We start from the raw sequence: 18,493 nt of genomic DNA, 5'->3' as shown, positions 1-18,493 counted from the left end.
GCGAATCGTGGAATCGACGTAATCAGCGTCCAGACGGCCATGTATAAAACCACTGAAATAACTTCTGCCGAAATCATTTCGGATAACCCTGTTCACCAACGATTGCTGTTTCCCTACGTCGAAGCGGCAAAAATTGTCAGCGGCAACGTGCTGGAAATTGGCTGCGGCTGGGGTCGGGGCCTCGAACTCTTAACCCAGGCAGCAAGTCATTACACTGGTATCGACAAAAACCTGGCCCTGATTGAATCGCTTCAGAAACAATACCCACAGTCTCGTTTTATCCAAGCCAACATTCCGCCCCTCAGCGATTTGCCAGACAATACATTCGATTACATTGTTACGTTTCAAGTCATTGAACACATTGAAAACGATGATCTGTTTGTCAAAGAAGCCCACCGCGTTCTGAAGCCGGGCGGCACCCTGCTGCTGACTACCGTCAATCGCCTTTTCTCGCTGACGCGTAATCCGTGGCATGTCCGCGAATATACCGCCCAGGAATTACAAGCCCTGATTAGCCGTTACTTCCCCACCGTCAAAACCGAAGGCATTCATGGCAATGCCAAAGTGATGGACTACTACGAGCAGAACAAAAAATCGGTCGAGAAGTTTACGCGTTTCGATGTTCTTAATCTGCAATACCGCCTGCCGCGCTGGATGTTACAAATTCCGTACGATATTCTGAACCGCATGAACCGCAACCAGTTGCACGAACAAGGCGGCCTCGCGGCGGAAATTCGGCATACCGATTACGTCAGAAGCGCTAACCCGGCGGGCAGTCTGGACTTTTTTTACATGGCTACGAAATAGCAGCGGCTGGTCAACTCACTTGTTGGCCTGCTTGATGCTTTTGGCAATTTCGTCCCACATTTCGCTCGGCACCTGCTCGAGGTGATTAAACTCGCCGTTTGACAAGACTTCGCCCCCGTCGATGGTGATGCATTCGCCCGTCATGTAGGCTGAATAATCAGACATCAGGTAGGCCGCCAGATTGGCCAGTTCCTGGTGATCGCCAACGCGCTTCAACGGAATTCGGTTGGTCGGGTCCATTATTTTCAAGAGTGGTTCGGGAAACAAGCGGTCCCAGGCTCCTTTGGTGGGGAACGGTCCTGGCGCAATGGCGTTCAGCCGGATGCCGTATTTGGCCCATTCCGCCGCCAGCGACTTAACCATGATCAGCGCGCCCCCTTTGGCGACCGCCGAGGGAACAACATAGCCCGAACCCGTTGTGGCATAGGTCGTTGAAATATTCAACACTGTTCCCGGCAGACCTTTGTCAATCCAGTATTTCCCCACGGCCAGCGTAAAGTAATATGTCCCCCGCAAGACAATATCTACCACCACATCAAACGCCTTATAAGATAAGCGCTCGGTAGGACTAATGAAATTCCCCGCCGAATTATTGAGCAAGCCGTCAATTTGGCCAAAACGGTCGATGGTCTGGGCAATCACGGCTTCAATTTCCTGCGGATTTCGCACGTCACACGCAACCGGAAGCACCTGACCGCCTGTTTCTTCGGCTAACTCTTTGGCGCTTGCTTCCAGCACCGGCAACCGACGGCTACAAATTACAACGTTAGCCCCCAGTTGCAGAAAATACCGCGACATGGATTTGCCAAGCCCCGTTCCGCCACCTGTGACAATGATGGTTTTCCCGTTCAGTGCTCCTTCGCGGAGCATGCCTTCTGTTTTTATCATGTCTTTATTAGTATGCTTGCATACTGCGCAAGTTAAGGGATTAAAACAATATCTTATTTAAAAATTCTTCGAACTCGCGAATTCTTGGATTACACTATTTAAAGGATTAACTATGATTGAAGATTATTTCAACTTGCGGGAAAATAAGTAGAGTTTACTTGATCCCCATAATCCAAGTTCAGATCCATGCATCCCGAAACGCTGGCCATACACAGCAGCTACTACCACGATCAGAACGCCGGTGCAGTGGCACCGCCTATTTACCTGAGTACGACATTTGAGCGCAACGCAGACGGTACATTCCCGCACGAGCTTATTTACGCCCGCATGAACAACCCGAACCGCGAGGCTATTGAAAAAAGCATTGCCGCGTTGGAAGGTGGCCAGGTTGGCATGGCTTTTTCATCGGGCCAGGCGGCGGCCATGTCGATTTTGCAAACCTTACGCCCCGGCGACCATGTGGTGGTGGCGCAGGATACGTACCACGGAACACCCGCCCTGCTGGAAGAAGTTTTTCACCCCTGGGGGCTTACTTACACCCGCACGGACCTGACCAATTTGGAAGCGCTGCGGCTTTCTATCCACGAAAATACGCGTCTGGTCTGGGTTGAAACCCCGTCTAATCCCCTGCTGCGGATCACCGATATTCGCGCTGTGGCAGCTATTGCGCACGAGGCTGGTGCTTACTGCATCTGTGACAACACCTGGGCAACGCCCATCCTGCAAAAACCGATTGAGTTAGGCTGCGATGTGGTTATGCACTCGACAACCAAATATTTTGGTGGACACAGTGATGTAATCAGCGGCGCTTTGGTTTTCAAAGAAGACAACGAGTTGGCCCAACGGGCGCGCCGCATCCAGTCCTTGGGTGGGGCCGTTCCCTCACCGTTTGACTGCTGGCTCATTCTGCGCGGCATCAAAACGCTGGCCACCCGCGTTCGTGCCCAGAGTTCGTCGGCCCAGAAAATAGCCGAAGCCTTAGCTAATCATCCGGCCATCGAAGCGGTTCACTACCCGGGACTGCCCTCCCATCCTGGTCACGAGATTGCGAAAAGCCAGATGACCGATTTTGGTGCCATGCTGTCAATTCAGGTTCGGGGCGGAGCCGAAGCCGCCCTTCAGCTTACGGGCCGTCTGAAACTGTTTACGCGGGCAACGAGCCTCGGTGGCGTCGAAAGTTTGATTGAACACCGCGCTTCGGTCGAAGGACCAAACACGGCAACTCCGCTTAATCTGCTTCGCCTGTCCATCGGCCTGGAGCACCCCGACGATCTGATTGACGATTTACAGCAAGCCCTATAAATAAATGCTGCTGTTAAAGTGTTTTTTTAAGCGACGCTTTAACAGCAGCATGACAACGTTATACGGCCACCGACCAATCGCGCAGGTGCGTAAGCTGCTCACTTAAGGTCCATAATTTCTTCGCGTTGTAGTCGCTGAGAGCGTCCTGATTCGGCGTTAATGGACGGCATTTTTCAAAGTACAAGCCAGTTACTTTTTCAACTTCCGGCGAAGAAGCCAGATAAATAGTGGTCTCAGCGCCTTTTTCAGGACTGATGAAAAAAGGCCGCATTAGCGAAAAGATTGTTGATTGCCAACCACCACCGCCGCCGCCAAAATTCGTCTTAACTGCTCCCGGATGCAAGCTATTGGACGTAATGCCAAAGCCCATCAGGCGGTCAGCCAATTCTCTGGCGAATAAAATATTACAAAGCTTCGAAGCACCATACGCGCCCATGCCGCTGTAAGAAGCAGGCTTGGCCAGTTGATCCAGTTTAAAGCTGCGGTTCCAGCGATATGCCTCCGATGCCACCGTGATGACCCGTGCATTATGGCCTTTTTTCAATAAATCCAGCAGCAAGTTTGTCAGCAGAAAAGGACCCAGGTGATTAGTGGCAAACGTCAATTCGATGCCTTCGGGCGAATATTGCTCTTTGTCGATAAACAAACCGCCGTTGTTAATTAAGACATCCAGACGGTCGTACCGATCAATGACTTCGCGAGCGGCCTGCGCTACTGACTCCTGGCTGGCTAGGTCACACCAGATCAAATCGACACGCCCTGTTTTACTGACGGCCTTGATTTCTTTCCGAACGGGCCGGGCCTTATCCAGATTACGACACAAAAGAATGAGGTCAAAGCCTTTTTTAGCTAATTCAAGGGCAGCTACTTTTCCAATTCCAGAGTTAGCTCCGGTGATCAGACATATTGGTGATGCGTGCATGGTATCTCTTTACGTTCAGGATCTAAACCAAAAGAGCTGGGTAGAGGTTTACAAAGCGAGTGCTATCTTAGTTAACCCATGAAAATCGCGATTATTTCGACTTCTCCCCGCCAACACAGTAATTCCCTGCGGGTTGCCCGCTACATCCGCAATGTGCTGGAAAGCTATAGTCAGTCGGACATTTCGCTCGTTAATTTTGAAGCCTATGATATTCCGTTGGTTGGCCAAAGCAGAGTGAATCGGGATGAGCTGACGCCTTTTCAGCAGGAGTTGGTTGAGGCCTGGCGCGAAGCCGATCTGATCTTTTTTACGGTTCCTGAATACAACTGGACAACCAGCCCGCAATTGATTAATACCTTTCACCAGTTAGGGAACGAACCTTTCGCCGATCTGTTTAGCGGTAAAGTTTTCGCTATTGCGGGCGTTTCTACCTTGCGGGGCGGGCGGCAACCAGCCTTGCAGGTGACTACTATTCTTAATGAAATAGTGAGCTATATGATGCTCTATTCTGTTGTATCGCCGCGCATCTGGGAGTCGCACGAAACCGATCAGTTTCTAAATGAAGCAGGGACGCCGCACGGGAATAAATCGTATGACCAGCAGGGACGCGCTTTCGTGGATTACGCCCTCAACATGACCCAGCGATGGCTGGCACCGAATTTGGAGTAGGGAGCCAGACAGCCAGCTCCCTTTTATGTCTACAATAACTCTTTCTCTTTTTGATATAAGCCAACGAGCGTGTTAACCACATAATCGACTTCTTCTTCCGTATTGTATTTGCCAAACGAAAAACGAACCGCGTCGCGGCCTGGATCGCAGCCGGGCAACGCTGCCAGCACGTGCGACCCTATGTTTGTTCCACTTGAACAGGCGCTACCACCCGAAGCCGAAATGCCGGCAATGTCCAGATTGAACAACAACATGTCGCTCAATTCGGAAGCTGGTAGGCTAACATTTAAGACCGTATATAGGCTATTCGCAACGTCGCCCGACATGCCGTTGAACGTTATCCCATCGAGTTTTTCGCGTAACTGACCAATCAGACGGCTTTTCAGGCTTTCGATGTGTCGCCGGTGGCTATCCATGTCGCGGTAAGCAATTTCCAGCGCCTTGGCTAGGCCGACAATGCCGTAAACATTCTCAGTTCCGCCGCGCATGTTGCGTTCCTGCGCACCGCCGTAAATGAACGGATGGATTCGGTTCTTGGCGTTCACGTACAGAAATCCTACCCCCTTCGGGCCGTGAAACTTGTGGCCGGCCCCAACGATAAAATCGACCGAAAGCGCCTGCAAATCATGCCGGTAATGCCCCATTGTTTGCACGGTATCCGAATGAAAAACAGCATTGTATTCTTTACAAAGCGCGCCCACGGCTTCCAGATCGAGCAACGTGGCAATTTCATTATTCCCGTGCATGAGCGATACCAACGTGCGCGGTTGCGAACGAAGCAAGCTTTCCAGATGCGCCAGATCAATACGACCCTTCTCGTCAATATTAACCAGACTCAGCTTGATAGCCCCCTGTTTATCGAGATGCTCCAGCGTGTGCAGAACGGCGTGGTGTTCGAGCGGTGAAGTAATGGCGTGGGTGAGTCCGTAGGTTTCAATGGAGCTCCGGATAGCCGTGTTATCCGCTTCGGTACCCCCGGACGTAAAGAAAATTTCGGCGGGCGATGTATTCAGTAAAGAAGCAACGGTTTTGCGGGCTTTTTCCAGCGCCGACCGCACTTTCCGACCGTGCGAGTGAATGGACGATGGGTTACCGAATTCCTCAGTCATCAGAGGCAGCATGGCCTCCAGAACTGCCGGATCAAGCCGGGTAGTGGCGGCGTTGTCGAAATATACGCGCATGTGAAGTGTATTTATTCTGGTAGCAAATGTACGGATTTGCAGGGGGTTATTCAACGATCTGGCGGTTTTCTCCGGCTCACCAGTCTTAAAGGTTTTCTACCACCTAAGGAGGTGGAGGACCACTCATATAAACCTCTTTTGACTACTTGGCATTACCTAGTACCTTTGAATCAACAATAACAACAAATAACCTAAAAACAGAACACTTAATTTATTTAAAGCCATGACAACGAAGCGATTATACCGCAGTGCATCCGAATCCATGATTGGTGGTGTTGCCGCCGGACTAGCCGATTATTTTAATATCGATAAAGCAGTTGTCCGCCTTCTGTTCGTTTTAGCCATCTTTCTACCCATAAATTTTCCCGTTGTAATAACGTACATTATTTTGTGGATTGCCATGCCAAAAGGCGAACGTTATTTCAAGGCGGAGCCTCATCGGGGACGTGGTTAATCCGTTCATGTCTCTTACTAAAATGCGCGTCTGAGCCGGAAATATTTCCGGCTCTATGCGTTTAAGGGCTGCCGATAAAATCAAGTTAATCGCTGTTCAGTCAGAAACTTAAAAAGTAGTATCGTTTCTCCATAAAGTTCTGTATTTTAGGTTACCCAAATGCTATTCCTAGATACAAAACGGATATGACAGCGTTGAAACGATCTCTCCTCTTCCTGCTGGCACTAACCTCTTTGGCCAGCCACGCGAGTTCTATCCTGATTCCGATGGACGATCGCCAATCCAACCACCTGAAAGCGTACGGAATTGCTTATTACATTCTGAAAGCGGATCTGGATGTCGATTGGCTCTTAAATTATCGGGGCGGCAGCTTTCTGATCAAATACAGCAAAATGCTGGAAAACGAGTGCCGCGTCCGGGGCGTTTCATTTGAAGTCATCTCCGACGGATCGACGGCTTCCATTTTGCAGCAGATCGAAAATCCCGATGTCAACATGGCCGCCGTGAAGCTTCAGAAAGCGGCCAAAATCGTGGTTTATTCGCCCATTAAAGTCAGTCCGTCTGAATTTGAAAATACGGATGCCGTCTTGCTGGTACTGAACTACGCCGAAATTCCGTACGAAGTGGTTTACGATGAAGAAATCCTGAAAGGTGATCTGGCAAAATACGACTGGCTACACCTGCACCACGAAGACTTTACGGGACAGTTTGGGCGCAATACGCGCCGCATGTCTACCGAAGACATCAAAGCCCAGGAATCGATTGCTCAAAAGTTTAATTACCAGAAAGTATCGCAGATGAAGCTGGCTGTTGCCAAAACCATCAAGGGATTCTGCGCGGGTGGTGGCTATTTGTTTGCCATGTGCTCCGGCGCCGAAACCTTCGACATTGCGCTGGCTGCCGAAGGCGTTGATATTGTTGAGAGTACGTACGACGGGGACGGCATCGATCCGGGGGCGCAATCCAAACTGGATTTTACCAAGACGGCTGCCTTCCAGAACTTTACGCTGGACCTTAACGGTTACAACGGCATGTCTTTCTCCGACATCAACGCTTCGAGTCGCTACGGCTGGGATAGTCCTAACGGTTATTTTACGCTATTTAATTTTTCGGCTAAGTGGGACATGATTCCGGCCATGCTCGTTCAGAACCACCAGTCGGTCATCAAGGAATTTCACGGCCAGACCTCTGCTTTTAGCAAGAAAACCGTTAAGTCCAATGTGCTGGTGATGGGCACCAGCCAGTCTTCCGACCGGTATATCTACGGCGAATTGGGCATGGGCCAATGGACGTTTTACGGGGGCCACGATCCAGAAGGCACGCGCGGCGGGGGCTGGCGCATGGCCACCGACCTGAATTTACATCCGCATTCTCCGGGTTACCGGCTCATTTTGAACAATGTTTTGTTTCCTTCTGCCCGAAAGAAAAAACGGAAAACGTAGGTCATTTTTTTACAGCTACTTTGTCTCAACTTTCTCACTTACTAGCCTTTACCTCTTAATGCTTGTCTTATAAATCGCTGATTTAGCGATTATGATTTGGCATAATTTTGGTATATTGCATAAGAAAATAGCTTTCATTGCCCGACGCACGAAGTAGAATCCGTTTTATTTAATTAAAAACAGCATGAATGAACCAGGACGGTCATCGGGAGATATAACCAGGCAAACTAATGCGCCCCCTACCGACCACCAACGCTTATACGATCAATACGGAGCCATGGCTTACGGCGTTATTTTACAGATTATTCCTCAAAAAAAGCTGGCGCAGGAGGTGCTTCTGGAGGTATTTACCTCTCCGCAGCTACCAACTTATGTAAGCGATTCTAAGAATCCGGCCATCCAGATTATCCGATTAACCCGCTCAAAGGCATTAGCCGCCCGCGAAAAAGCAACTGCATTAGGAATTCATTTTTCGGAAGCCACCCTAACAACGAATGAATTCTCACCTGCTTATGTTTTTGATTTATCGTTTAGACAGGGATATAGTTTGGAAGCCATTGCTGAGCAATTAGGCGTTTCAAAACCGGAAGTGTTGAAAGCTATCCGGGAATATATTCACACATTTCGTCAATCTTAATTAAGCAATTAATCACTTGGATACCCGTCAATATATAGATAGTGGGATATTGGAAGCCTACCTCTTAGGGCTAGTTTCGGAAGACGAGCAACAGGAAGTAGAAGTTATGATGGAAGCCTATCCAGAAATTTCTACGGCGCTCAACAACCTTGAAATTATCATTGAAGAGCAGTGTTTGGCCAATGCGGTTCCTCCACCGCCTGGCACTTGGGAAGCTATACAAGCCCGCACCACCGGAAAAGAAATTAAGAAGAGAACGCAACCAGCTGGCAATGGAAAATCGGCACCGCCTGAGCCTGAAAAGCCCGATTACCTGGAGGTTGAAGTAAACAATACGCACATCCAGGTCCATAAGATCTGGCGCCCTATTTTTGTTGTTGTTTTCTTTTTGTCGAAGGTTTTTCTTGCTTTAGCCTTGTATTATTATTTTAAATCAGATAGCCAAAATCAGGAAATTGAACGGCTTAAAACTGAAATTAAGGAAAATAGGGTAAAATAAAGTTAGCCATTTGAGCTTGTCAAAAAAGGGTTGCCTGAGTCATCGGGTGGCCCTTTTTCGATTCGTCTAGGCCCAGATATGATGAAAAAGGGATAGACAAATAAGTTTACAGATAAGTATACATAGCTACAGACCAGCCTCGTACTAGAATATTTTACACCTTCTTTTGAATTTACTGACAAATTATTCTTGGCAAACGCGTTTATACAGGATATAAGTAAGGTCATAAGGAATATAGGCAGTATAAAAATTTATCAATACCTTTGGATAGATAAATTGGTAAATAAGCCTTCTTATGAAAAGAAAATTACTTTTCCTCTTGTTTTTATGCTTTGTGTTCATCTCCTGGGAGGGATTAGCACAAAACAACGCTATTTCGGGCCGAGTAACCTCAGCGGGTGATAACAATGCCTTGCCGGGTGTGAGCGTAGCCGTTAAAGGGACCAATCAGGGAACCACCACCGACGCCGAAGGTCGCTTTACTGTCCAGGCGGCAGCGGGTAAAATTCTGGTATTTAGCTATATCGGCTATACAACTCAGGAAATAACTATTGGAAACGCAACAACCATTGACGTAAGCCTACAGGATGATTCACGAAGCCTGAATGAAGTGGTTGTAACTGCCTTCGGGGTGAAGCAGGAAACACGTGGATTGGGTTACGCTGTTCAGAAGGTGGCTTCTAAAGACATCGTTGAGTCGCAGCAACCCAACATTGTCAATGCACTGCAAGGTAAAGTAGCCGGTGTTCAGGTGACCAACTCAGGCGGCGCACCCGGTGCGTCGGCCATCATGCTGATTCGTGGTGGTACGTCACTGAGTGGAAACAACCAACCACTTTATGTCGTCGATGGAATACCCGTCGACAACACAACGCCGGTCGCTCAAGGTAACCTGAACGCAAGCGCCGCGCCTTCGTCCAACCGCGCTATCGACATCAACCCGGAAGATATTGAAAGTGTCAGCGTCCTGAAAGGGCCAGCGGCAGCGGCCTTGTATGGTCTTCGCGCCGCTTCGGGCGTGGTTGTCATTACCACTAAGAAAGGCTCGGGTGGTAAGGCAAAAATCAATTATTCGAATAGTTTTTCCTTTGATGTTGTCAACCGCTTGCCTGAACTTCAGTCGGTTTATAAACAAGGCGAACAAGGTGCGTTTGATCCAGCTTCGGTAGGCTCCTGGGGGCCTCAATTCGGCGCTAATGAGCCGATTTATGACAACTTCCGCAGTGTTTTTCAAACGGGTTTCACCCAGAAACACGATTTGTCGGTCAGCGGGGGCAACGAGCGCTCTACCTTCTACGCCTCGGCCTCGCGTTTTGCACAGAACGGAATTGTAAAAAATACGGATTTCAACCGGAGTTCATTCCGAATCGCTGCCGATAGCAAAGTAGGCAATAAACTATCGGTAGGTGGTAGTGCCAGCTACATCAAGACGGATCGCCAATACCTCTCACAAGGAAGCGCTAATGGCGTTTTAGGGGCTGTTTACTGGCCCCGGAACGATGACATGACCAATTACCTGAACCCGGACGGCACGCAACGGACCATCGCTGCCAACGATAATCCGCAGTGGACCATCCGCAACAAACCGGTTAATAGTGAGGTTGACCGCATTATTGCCATCGGTAACTTGTCGTATGATCCGTTTAGCTTCCTAAATGTTACGTATCGCTTAGGAACGGACTATTACACGGATAATTTCAAAAGCATTCGGGCGACAGGAACAAAGGTTGTCGGGGAAGAAAAAGGGGCAATTTCGCAATCCTCGGCCAATAACCAGATTACTACCTCAACCTTGTTGGTTACCGCCAAGAAAACATTTGCCGAGAATTTCAACGTTAGTCTAACAGTGGGTAATAACGTGGAAGACTCACGTCGCCAGACGGTTACTTGGTTTGGCCGGAACTTTATCGATCCGAATTTCCCAAGCATCAATAATGTCCTGGAAACCAACCGGACCGTCTCGCAGACCATTAACCGACGGCGGATTATCGGCCTGTTCGGCGACCTGAACTTGGATTGGAAAAGCATTGCCTTCCTGAACTTCCGAGGCCGTAACGACTGGTCGTCTACCCTACCCGTTTCGAATCGTTCGTTTTTTTATCCGGCCATTAGTGGTTCACTTGTTGTTACCGATCTGTTGAAAGAGCTAGGCACCATGTCGGAAAGCGATGTGCTGTCGTTTGCGAAAGTTCGCGCTTCCTGGGCTCGCGTTGGTAAAGATGCACCGGCGCACGTACTGACCTCCACGCTAGCCACAACAACCAACACCTTTACGATTGCGCCGCGTGGCTTTATCTCGAACGTGAATGATTATTTCGGAAATCCGACGCTGCAACCTGAGTTTACGAACTCCATCGAAGTAGGTGCCGACGTACGTTTCTTCCGCAACCGCCTGGGCCTGGACGTTGCTTATTACAAGACAAGCTCCGACAACCAGATTCTGGCCACCCGCACGCCACCTTCGTCCAGTACGTTCCTGGCTTACCTGAACGGCGGTCAGATTGACAACGAAGGAATCGAGTTTCTGGTGACGGTACAGCCCGTTAAGAAGAAAATAGGCTGGTCGCTCGACTTCAATTTTGCGCGGAACCGAGCAACGGTGAGAGACTTACCGGGCACGCTGGACCGGGTCGAATTGTCGGACGCCTGGGTGGCGGGCTCCGTAGCACAGGGAGCGGCTTTCCTGGGTGGTTCGCTGTTTGGCATTAACGGTAACGTCTGGAAACGGAATGCCCAAGGACAGTTACTACTCGATAACAATGGTTATCCGCAGGTTCAGGCAACAATGGCCAATATTGGCGACCGGGCGCCCCGCTGGACGGGTGGCATCACCAACACCCTTACTTACCAAAACCTGTCGCTTTCCTTCCTGATCGACGTTCGGATTGGTGGCCACGTGTATAACGCCACCGAAAACTCGCTTGTTAGCTCCGGGCTTAGCACCAAAACACTGGAGCGCGGCCAGACTCGTGTGTTCGAAGGAATCATTGAATCAACAGGTGAACCAAATACGAAAGAAGTGGCGCTGAATCAGAACTATTACCAGACGTTATACACCAAGCAAGGCTACGATTTTGTGGAAGATGGCGGCTGGTATCGTCTGCGTTACGTGACATTGAATTATGCTTTACCAAAAAGTGTATTGAGCAAAACCCCGATCAGCGGGTTGCAATTCTTCGCAACGGGCCGAAACCTGATCCTGATCACAAAATACTCGGGTATGGACCCGGAAGTATCGGGTAGTGGCGCTGGTGTGGGCGGTTCGGGTTCTTTTGGTTTCGATAACCTGGGTATTCCGGCCACACGCGGCTTTGATTTCGGTTTGAAGTTGACTCTTTAATTGTCGTGAATCCATGAAAAAACTCGTTTCAAAAATACAGTTTCTTGTTCTGGGTACAGTCCTGCTGACATCGTCTTGCAAGGATTATCTGGACGTTAACAAGGACCCCAATAACCCAACGCAGGTGCCGGTTGAAAGCCGTCTGGTTGGGGCCATTACCACCACAAACGGAGCCGCCATGTGGCGCGGTGCCCGAGAAATTACGGGTGTGACGCAATACGGCGTGACCAAACTGACAACGGGCACGAACCGCAATGCCGAAACCTGGCGCTTTACGGCTTCGTATTTTCTGTGGCAGAATGCCTACACGTTTGCGCTACCTAACTGCGTGGATATGACCGTTCTGGGCGAACGCGATGGCTCCCCGCATTTTGTGGGCGCAGGCAAAGTTTTGCAGGCCATCAATTTTAGTTTGCTCACGGATCAGTATGGTTCAATTGTGTTCAGCGATGCGTATGACGGCGTTTCTCAGGTAAAACTGACGCCTAAAATGGACGACCAGCAGACGGTGTATCAGGGTATCGACCGTTTGTTGGATGAAGCGATTGCGGCTTTCAATAACACGAATAATAAAACTGCGCTGAACGCGGGCGGTGGTGATATTATGTATGCCGGTGATGTCGAAAAATGGCGGCGGCTGGCTTGGTCGCTGAAGGCGCGGCAACTGAATCACCTGTCTAAAAAAGGCAGTCTGTACGATCCTAAAAAAATCATCGAAGCGTGTACGAATGGGTTTAACAAGGATGGCATGGACGCCGAATTTGCTTACCTCGCCGGGGCGCAGCAAACCGACGAAAATCCGTGGTTTAGCTGGGGTGGTTTCACGAGCGCGACCGATCCGCGTTATTTTACGTATTCTCAGTTTTTTGTAGACATTCTCACAAAATTCCCAGTTACGGAAACCTCTTTTCAGGATCCACGAATCAGCCGCATCATGGCTCCGGCCCCTTCCGATGGGAAGTACCGTGGTCTGAAGCCGGGCTTAGGCTTGGCCGGTGGTCAGGGTGGAAATGGCCAGTTCAAAAATGAAAACGATTACGGTAAATTCAGCAACAGCGGTTTTTACACCAAAGCGACCTCGCCGTTCCCGTTCATTACCTATTCAGAGGTAAAACTGATTGAAGCCGAAGCGCGTCTGCGCTCGAACGACGTGACGGGTGCGCTGGCCGCGTATGAAGAAGGCGTAAAAGCCAACATGCGGAAACTGGGCGTAACGACTGCCGAAATCAATGCTTACTGGACTGCCCAACTAGCCGACGGACTAGCGGCGCATTTTGCCAACCAGACGCAAGGATTGAGCCACATCATGCGGCAGAAATACATCACGCAGTGCCTGAACCCCGAAACTTGGGTGGATATGCGGCGGATGGATTACAGCCAGGCCATTTACGGTCCAAGTCTGCAACGTCCGGCCAACCTGAACACGGTTATTTTTGACGCCAACAATGCCACCGACTGGATTCAGGCCATGGTGTATGAATCGAACGAGCAGAACCGGAACCCGGAAAACGTGGGTGACAATACGGAGAAAACCCGCTTGAAAACGCCGCTGTGGTGGAATAAGCCTTGATTTATTATTCCTGATTAATCTGAGAAGAGTTACGCCAGTTGATATAGCGTAACTCTTCTCATTTCATCTGTTTTCTCCACTCCAACCAGATCATTTCCAATGGCTATACTAACCCGGCGTATTCTATTCAATAGCTATCTTTTGGGATTTTTCCTGCTGAGTGCATGCGCTTCGGCACCTACGTTCCGCATTATTGACAAACCCATTATTTTCGATGAGGAGCGAAAGCAGCTTTCTCTGGAATACCTCAAGCAACGCCACGGCATTCAGCAGGATGAGCCCTACATCAAACCCAAAATGATTGTGCTGCACTGGACGGCTATCCCAACGCTCGAAAGTTCGTTCGATGCTTTTAACCCTACCTTGCTTCCCGGACGTCCTAATCTCGCTTCGGCGAGTCGGCTTAACGTGTCGGTTCCGTTTCTGGTAGATCGCGACGGCACTATCTTTCGCTTATTGCCAGACACAACCTTCGCCCGGCACTGCATTGGCCTGAACTACTGCGCAATCGGGGTTGAGAACATTGGTAATAACGATTTGACGAAAGCGCAGGTGAAAGCAAACGTTAAACTGGTGCGCTACCTGAAACGGCGCTACGACATCGAATACCTGATTGGACATCACGAATACAAAGACTTTATCGGAACGCCGCTCTGGAAAGAAACGGACCCGAATTACCTGACCGCAAAAACGGACCCGGGCAAACGGTTCATGCGAAAAGTCCGCAAAGAATTGAAAGACTTAAATTTGAAAGGCAGCCCGAGAGCTACCCCTTAAACACAAAAGGTCGCCTATTGGGGCGACCTTTTGTTTGTTGAAATTTATTGTTAATATGGTTGTGCTGGGTGGCCTTTGTCTTCGGCTTCCTGCACGCCTTTGTCGGAGCCTGTCGAACCAATTGGCCCGCTAGAAATCCCGTCTCCGCTCGTACCGCGCAGCCCTTCCGCAACCCGGCGACCGTAATCTTCATCGCACTGGGTGAACAGCTCGATCATTTTATCCTGAATGTGCTTATGCGCTGGTTTCAGCGTATTTACCAGGTTCAAGATTAAATCGTCGCGCTCCCAATCTTCAAACGACCGGTAACGCTCACCCGCCTGCTGGAAGTTGTTTTGCCGATCAATTTTTTCCTTAACCACGTTGCCTGAAACAAACGGCGTGTGATCTTTTCCACTTTTGGGTGCTTCTTTCAGACCACCCAACGTAGACGGTTCGTAATTCACGTGCGGATTCTGACCAGAACCCATATCTACGTGATAGGTCATTTGGCCATCCCGCTGGTTGGTTGCCACGTGGCGCTTCGGCGCGTTGATTGGCAATTGCAGGTAGTTGGCTCCAACGCGGTACCGCTGCGTATCGGAGTACGAAAGCGTCCGTCCCTGCAACATTTTATCGTCCGAGAAGTCAAGTCCATCCACCAGAACACCCGTTCCGAAAGCGGCTTGTTCTACTTCAGCGAAATAGTTAACCGGGTTGCGATCCAGCACCATCCGACCTACCGGCAGGAATGGGAATTGGTCGGTTGGCCATATTTTCGTATCGTCGAGCGGATCGAAATCCAGTTCGGCGTGCTCGTCATCGCTCATGATCTGAACGCAGAATTCCCATTCTGGAAAATTACCCGCTTCGATGGCATCGTATAAATCCTGCGTAGCGTGGTTGAAATTCTTACCCTGGATGCTTTCCGCTTCGGCTTGGGTCAGGTTTTTAATGCCCTGTTTTGGCTCCCAGTGGTATTTCACCAGTACGGCCTCGCCGTCTTCATTCACCCATTTGTATGTATTCACGCCGGAGCCTTGCATCTCCCGGTAGTTCGCCGGAATACCCCAGGGCGAGAACAGGAACGTAATCATGTGCATGGCTTCGGGCGTGCCAGAAATAAAGTCGAAAATCCGCTCGCCATCCTGCCGGTTCGTCACCGGATCGGGCTTGAACGCGTGGACCAGATCAGGAAATTTCACGGCATCCCGAATGAAAAAGACTTTCAGGTTATTGCCTACTAAGTCCCAGTTTCCATCTTCCGTGTAGAACTTCACGGCAAAACCACGCGGATCGCGCAGTGTCTCCGGCGAGTGACCGCCGTGAATTACCGAGGAGAAACGCACAAAAACCGGTGTTTTCTTGCCTTTTTGCTGGAATAATTTGGCCCGTGTATACTTGGAAACGGGTTCGTCACCCACCGTTCCGTAGGCTTCAAAATAACCATGTGCACCAGCTCCGCGCGCGTGTACAACGCGTTCAGGAATGCGCTCACGGTCAAAATGGGTAATTTTTTCGATGAACTGATAGTTTTCCAGTGTAGAGGGTCCACGATTTCCTACTGTCCGTAAGCTTTGGTTGTTCGTGACCGGATGCCCCTGCCGCGTCGTCAGTGTCTGATCACCTTCTCCGTTTTGGCCATTCGATTGGCCGTTGGTTTTTGGGGTTTCTTCCTGCATGGTTTTTCACAGATTAAATTTACACTATTATGTAATGAAGTAACCTGTATAGGACCAAACTGTTTGGCCGTAAAGCGCCTTTTAACTTAGATAAAATCTATCTCTCATCGATTTTATCTAATACTTTAAGCGAACGTGTGTAATGCAGGAATAATTAGATAATAAATTGATAACCGGGCAACAAACAAACAGAGCTAGGTGCTCTACCGCTGAGCTACCCTGAACAAGCCAGGGGCAGGAGTCGAACCTGCGGCCGCCCGAGTGAAAGTCGAAGTAACTCTGTCTTACGGCACCGGTTATCAATTGGGTAAGTAAGGCAACAGGTAGTCAGAGTCGTTTTACAGACGAAGGAGCTCTAACTGACGGCACTTACTTAATGAGGTTGCAGGGTATGTTTTGTTTGAGCTATACCGAAATTTTCGGCAGTAGGGCGTGAACCTACCCCTCTCCTATTACTAGGAGCGCTCTAACCATCGAAGTATCACTGTACTACGACACCTGCAAATAATGAAAACAGGAGTAACAAGCGGGCTGGGCTAGCGGGGCATTTGCGTGCCAGAGTCGAACTGGATAATCTTGCTTCATAAAAGAAGCTACATTATTCCTCCCCTAAGTTTCGAGCGAAGTAACCCAACCCTACGACATCCTGTCATTCCTTATAATTCAATCTGAGCAATATGGCTCAACGCGTCCTGCCCTTCCTCCAAAGCCTGCAAGACGTCAAAGATTTTGTCCGACCAGCCAGCAATCAGAAAAACATCATCCTGCTCCGTTCGCAAAGGCGCCTGACCGTGGCCCGCCAGATCGAATAAATACAACTTGGCGTTGGGGGCGATTTCTTTATATTGCCGCCACTTCGCCGACAGCGTATTGTTTACAGACTGGTTGTATGTTTGGCTATCCCACAGCTGCATATCGGTGAAAAACATCACTTTATCCGCTACGTGACGGCGGCAAATCAAGTCTTCTAACACTAAATAACCATTGGTCGAATACCCAACTTCGCCCTCCCGTCGGTAAAATGCCTCCACATTTTCCAGCACATTATCCGAAGACAGGCTGACCGGTTGCCAGCGGTCGCCAAACATGCCACTCAGCACATTTTTGCATTTTGACTGCAACAGCATCCCCAGCAGCAAACCAATGTCGTACAAAAGCACTTTACTTCTGGCCGACACCGGACTCTGCATCGACCCCGACACGTCGCAGGCGATAACAACCTGTTTATCAGCGTCAAATCCCCGCAGATTGGCCATACTCATCTGAATCGCCTTTTCGAGTGCGTTCAAGACAACGGGTGCATAAACCGGCTGTCTATGTATATCCTCAATCCCTTGTCCAGCAACAGCGATGAAGCGAGCTGGTAATCGCACGCCCTTGATTTCCCGGTAAGCCGCCAGGAACCGAAACGGCAACTGTTTGGATTTTTGCACCGCCTTTTCGTTGGCCAGATAAGCACAGACCTGCCGAAGCGTCTCCGTGTTTACGCCAGCTTCCAGCAGGTTGCGGAGGTTGCGCAAGGTAGCCATGTAGCCCATGCGCTGGCTGCTGACCAGTTCTTCCCACTTCTGCCGGAACGCCTCCGCTTTTTTAGCCGGTGACGGAAATTTTACCTGTCCCAAGGCGCTTAACTCCGTTTCCCAGGTATAAGGCGTCTCCAATGAATCGCTGACGATCTTGTTAAAAATCACCTGCTGTTCTTCGTCTTTCGCTTTGGGGTGAACCAGAAACAAGGCATCGCGCAGCTTAACCGTGGCCGCCCGGTTGTATTTGGCGAACTGGTACTCGTCAAATTTATTAAATGCGGCGGATAAGCCTTTTTGCACCTGCTTCGACAGGCGGTTCAGGCGTTTTACTTCCTTGCGCTCATTGGCCATCTGGTAATAAGCCAGCAGTTCCAGAATTTCGTCCGGGCGCTGGACCACGCGATTAACTGTTTTACTGACCAGGTTATCGCCATTGTGCACCTTGGCCAATTCGCTGGCCAATACCACCGGCGCCGAACGTAAGTACATCTTTTCCCGCACGTAAACCGCCAGTTTGGCAACGAACGCCGGGCTAACTTTCCCAACCAGTTCGCGAATTCGGTTCATGCGCTCGTCTGCCTGTTCGTAGAAGGTCGCGTTCAGCATCGTACTCGCCACCGCCGAATACAGTTCCAGTTCTGGTGTCAACCGAAAGGCTCCGGCTCTCTCGTGGTTGACTGTGCGGGTTTTAAAATACGTGCTAAATTTCATGACCGTTTCGTTTTTACTGCCTTGGTGCTACAAAGGTTTAGTCCAACTGCGCAGCCTTTTTGCGCAGTTCAATTTTTTTTCAGATTTTTTCGAAATTTTTCCAGAAA

Annotated in this window: 15 protein-coding genes; 10 read left to right on the top strand and 5 right to left on the bottom strand. The window is 49.7% G+C overall.

What is annotated here, in order from left to right; all coding sequences use genetic code 11:
* Positions 1-39 precede the first annotated feature (39 nt).
* Positions 40-807, top strand: a complete 768-nt coding sequence (locus L0Y31_RS10995) for a class I SAM-dependent methyltransferase (protein ID WP_234733111.1) — start codon at positions 40-42, stop codon at positions 805-807.
* A 15-nt stretch (positions 808-822) separates the two neighbouring features.
* On the opposite strand, the gene L0Y31_RS10990 is transcribed toward L0Y31_RS10995, so the two are convergent.
* Positions 823-1,695, bottom strand: coding sequence for an SDR family oxidoreductase (locus tag L0Y31_RS10990; RefSeq protein WP_234733110.1), 873 nt, complete (start codon positions 1,693-1,695; stop codon positions 823-825).
* Between the two features lie 186 nt (positions 1,696-1,881).
* Between L0Y31_RS10990 and L0Y31_RS10985 the strand changes: the two genes are divergently transcribed.
* Positions 1,882-2,997 (top strand): trans-sulfuration enzyme family protein, encoded by a 1,116-nt coding sequence (locus tag L0Y31_RS10985; RefSeq protein ID WP_234733109.1) that lies wholly within the window; start codon positions 1,882-1,884, stop codon positions 2,995-2,997.
* Between the two features lie 58 nt (positions 2,998-3,055).
* Here L0Y31_RS10985 and L0Y31_RS10980 read toward each other — a convergent pair whose 3' ends face one another.
* Positions 3,056-3,919 (bottom strand): SDR family oxidoreductase, encoded by an 864-nt coding sequence (locus L0Y31_RS10980; RefSeq protein WP_234733108.1) that lies wholly within the window; start codon positions 3,917-3,919, stop codon positions 3,056-3,058.
* A 78-nt stretch (positions 3,920-3,997) separates the two neighbouring features.
* Here L0Y31_RS10980 and L0Y31_RS10975 point away from each other — a divergent pair, with 78 nt between their 5' ends.
* The gene (locus tag L0Y31_RS10975; RefSeq protein ID WP_234733107.1) at positions 3,998-4,588 is read left to right on the top strand and encodes an NAD(P)H-dependent oxidoreductase; all 591 of its coding nucleotides are present in this window, start codon (positions 3,998-4,000) and stop codon (positions 4,586-4,588) included.
* Positions 4,589-4,617: 29 nt separating this feature from the next.
* Here L0Y31_RS10975 and L0Y31_RS10970 read toward each other — a convergent pair whose 3' ends face one another.
* Positions 4,618-5,769 (bottom strand): cysteine desulfurase family protein, encoded by a 1,152-nt coding sequence (locus tag L0Y31_RS10970; RefSeq protein ID WP_234733106.1) that lies wholly within the window; start codon positions 5,767-5,769, stop codon positions 4,618-4,620.
* A 223-nt stretch (positions 5,770-5,992) separates the two neighbouring features.
* Between L0Y31_RS10970 and L0Y31_RS10965 the strand changes: the two genes are divergently transcribed.
* From L0Y31_RS10965 to L0Y31_RS10935, 7 genes are all read left to right on the top strand, one after another.
* On the top strand, positions 5,993-6,223 hold the full coding sequence (locus tag L0Y31_RS10965) for a PspC domain-containing protein (RefSeq protein ID WP_234733105.1): 231 nt from the start codon (positions 5,993-5,995) through the stop codon (positions 6,221-6,223).
* Positions 6,224-6,408: 185 nt separating this feature from the next.
* Complete coding sequence (locus L0Y31_RS10960; protein ID WP_234733104.1) at positions 6,409-7,665, top strand: asparagine synthetase B; 1,257 nt, start codon at positions 6,409-6,411, stop codon at positions 7,663-7,665.
* 184 nt (positions 7,666-7,849) lie between these two features.
* Complete coding sequence (locus L0Y31_RS10955; RefSeq protein WP_234733103.1) at positions 7,850-8,302, top strand: hypothetical protein; 453 nt, start codon at positions 7,850-7,852, stop codon at positions 8,300-8,302.
* 16 nt (positions 8,303-8,318) lie between these two features.
* The gene (locus L0Y31_RS10950; RefSeq protein WP_234733102.1) at positions 8,319-8,801 is read left to right on the top strand and encodes a hypothetical protein; all 483 of its coding nucleotides are present in this window, start codon (positions 8,319-8,321) and stop codon (positions 8,799-8,801) included.
* A gap of 295 nt (positions 8,802-9,096) precedes the next feature.
* On the top strand, positions 9,097-12,141 hold the full coding sequence (locus tag L0Y31_RS10945; RefSeq protein ID WP_234733101.1) for a SusC/RagA family TonB-linked outer membrane protein: 3,045 nt from the start codon (positions 9,097-9,099) through the stop codon (positions 12,139-12,141).
* Positions 12,142-12,154: 13 nt separating this feature from the next.
* The gene (locus tag L0Y31_RS10940) at positions 12,155-13,711 is read left to right on the top strand and encodes a SusD/RagB family nutrient-binding outer membrane lipoprotein (RefSeq protein WP_234733100.1); all 1,557 of its coding nucleotides are present in this window, start codon (positions 12,155-12,157) and stop codon (positions 13,709-13,711) included.
* 99 nt (positions 13,712-13,810) lie between these two features.
* Positions 13,811-14,488: a peptidoglycan recognition protein family protein gene (locus L0Y31_RS10935; RefSeq protein WP_234733099.1), complete on the top strand. Its 678-nt coding sequence runs from the start codon at positions 13,811-13,813 to the stop codon at positions 14,486-14,488.
* A gap of 50 nt (positions 14,489-14,538) precedes the next feature.
* Here L0Y31_RS10935 and L0Y31_RS10930 read toward each other — a convergent pair whose 3' ends face one another.
* Positions 14,539-16,149: a catalase gene (locus tag L0Y31_RS10930; RefSeq protein WP_234733098.1), complete on the bottom strand. Its 1,611-nt coding sequence runs from the start codon at positions 16,147-16,149 to the stop codon at positions 14,539-14,541.
* Positions 16,150-16,805: 656 nt separating this feature from the next.
* Positions 16,806-18,386, bottom strand: a complete 1,581-nt coding sequence (locus tag L0Y31_RS10925; RefSeq protein ID WP_234733097.1) for a TROVE domain-containing protein — start codon at positions 18,384-18,386, stop codon at positions 16,806-16,808.
* Positions 18,387-18,493 lie beyond the last annotated feature (107 nt).

This window comes from Tellurirhabdus bombi, from assembly GCF_021484805.1.
GTDB lineage: Bacteria > Bacteroidota > Bacteroidia > Cytophagales > Spirosomataceae > Tellurirhabdus > Tellurirhabdus bombi.
The sequence above is the reverse complement of the archived record's forward strand: the minus strand, read 5'-3'. Positions and strand labels throughout refer to the sequence as shown.

Coding starts and splice junctions, on each gene's coding strand:
- L0Y31_RS10995 (WP_234733111.1), top strand. CDS start 40: ATGTATAAAACCACTGAAATAACTTCTGCCGAAATCATTTCGGATAAC.
- L0Y31_RS10990 (WP_234733110.1), bottom strand. CDS start 1,695: ATGATAAAAACAGAAGGCATGCTCCGCGAAGGAGCACTGAACGGGAAA.
- L0Y31_RS10985 (WP_234733109.1), top strand. CDS start 1,882: ATGCATCCCGAAACGCTGGCCATACACAGCAGCTACTACCACGATCAG.
- L0Y31_RS10980 (WP_234733108.1), bottom strand. CDS start 3,919: ATGCACGCATCACCAATATGTCTGATCACCGGAGCTAACTCTGGAATT.
- L0Y31_RS10975 (WP_234733107.1), top strand. CDS start 3,998: ATGAAAATCGCGATTATTTCGACTTCTCCCCGCCAACACAGTAATTCC.
- L0Y31_RS10970 (WP_234733106.1), bottom strand. CDS start 5,769: ATGCGCGTATATTTCGACAACGCCGCCACTACCCGGCTTGATCCGGCA.
- L0Y31_RS10965 (WP_234733105.1), top strand. CDS start 5,993: ATGACAACGAAGCGATTATACCGCAGTGCATCCGAATCCATGATTGGT.
- L0Y31_RS10960 (WP_234733104.1), top strand. CDS start 6,409: ATGACAGCGTTGAAACGATCTCTCCTCTTCCTGCTGGCACTAACCTCT.
- L0Y31_RS10955 (WP_234733103.1), top strand. CDS start 7,850: ATGAATGAACCAGGACGGTCATCGGGAGATATAACCAGGCAAACTAAT.
- L0Y31_RS10945 (WP_234733101.1), top strand. CDS start 9,097: ATGAAAAGAAAATTACTTTTCCTCTTGTTTTTATGCTTTGTGTTCATC.
- L0Y31_RS10940 (WP_234733100.1), top strand. CDS start 12,155: ATGAAAAAACTCGTTTCAAAAATACAGTTTCTTGTTCTGGGTACAGTC.
- L0Y31_RS10935 (WP_234733099.1), top strand. CDS start 13,811: ATGGCTATACTAACCCGGCGTATTCTATTCAATAGCTATCTTTTGGGA.
- L0Y31_RS10930 (WP_234733098.1), bottom strand. CDS start 16,149: ATGCAGGAAGAAACCCCAAAAACCAACGGCCAATCGAATGGCCAAAAC.
- L0Y31_RS10925 (WP_234733097.1), bottom strand. CDS start 18,386: ATGAAATTTAGCACGTATTTTAAAACCCGCACAGTCAACCACGAGAGA.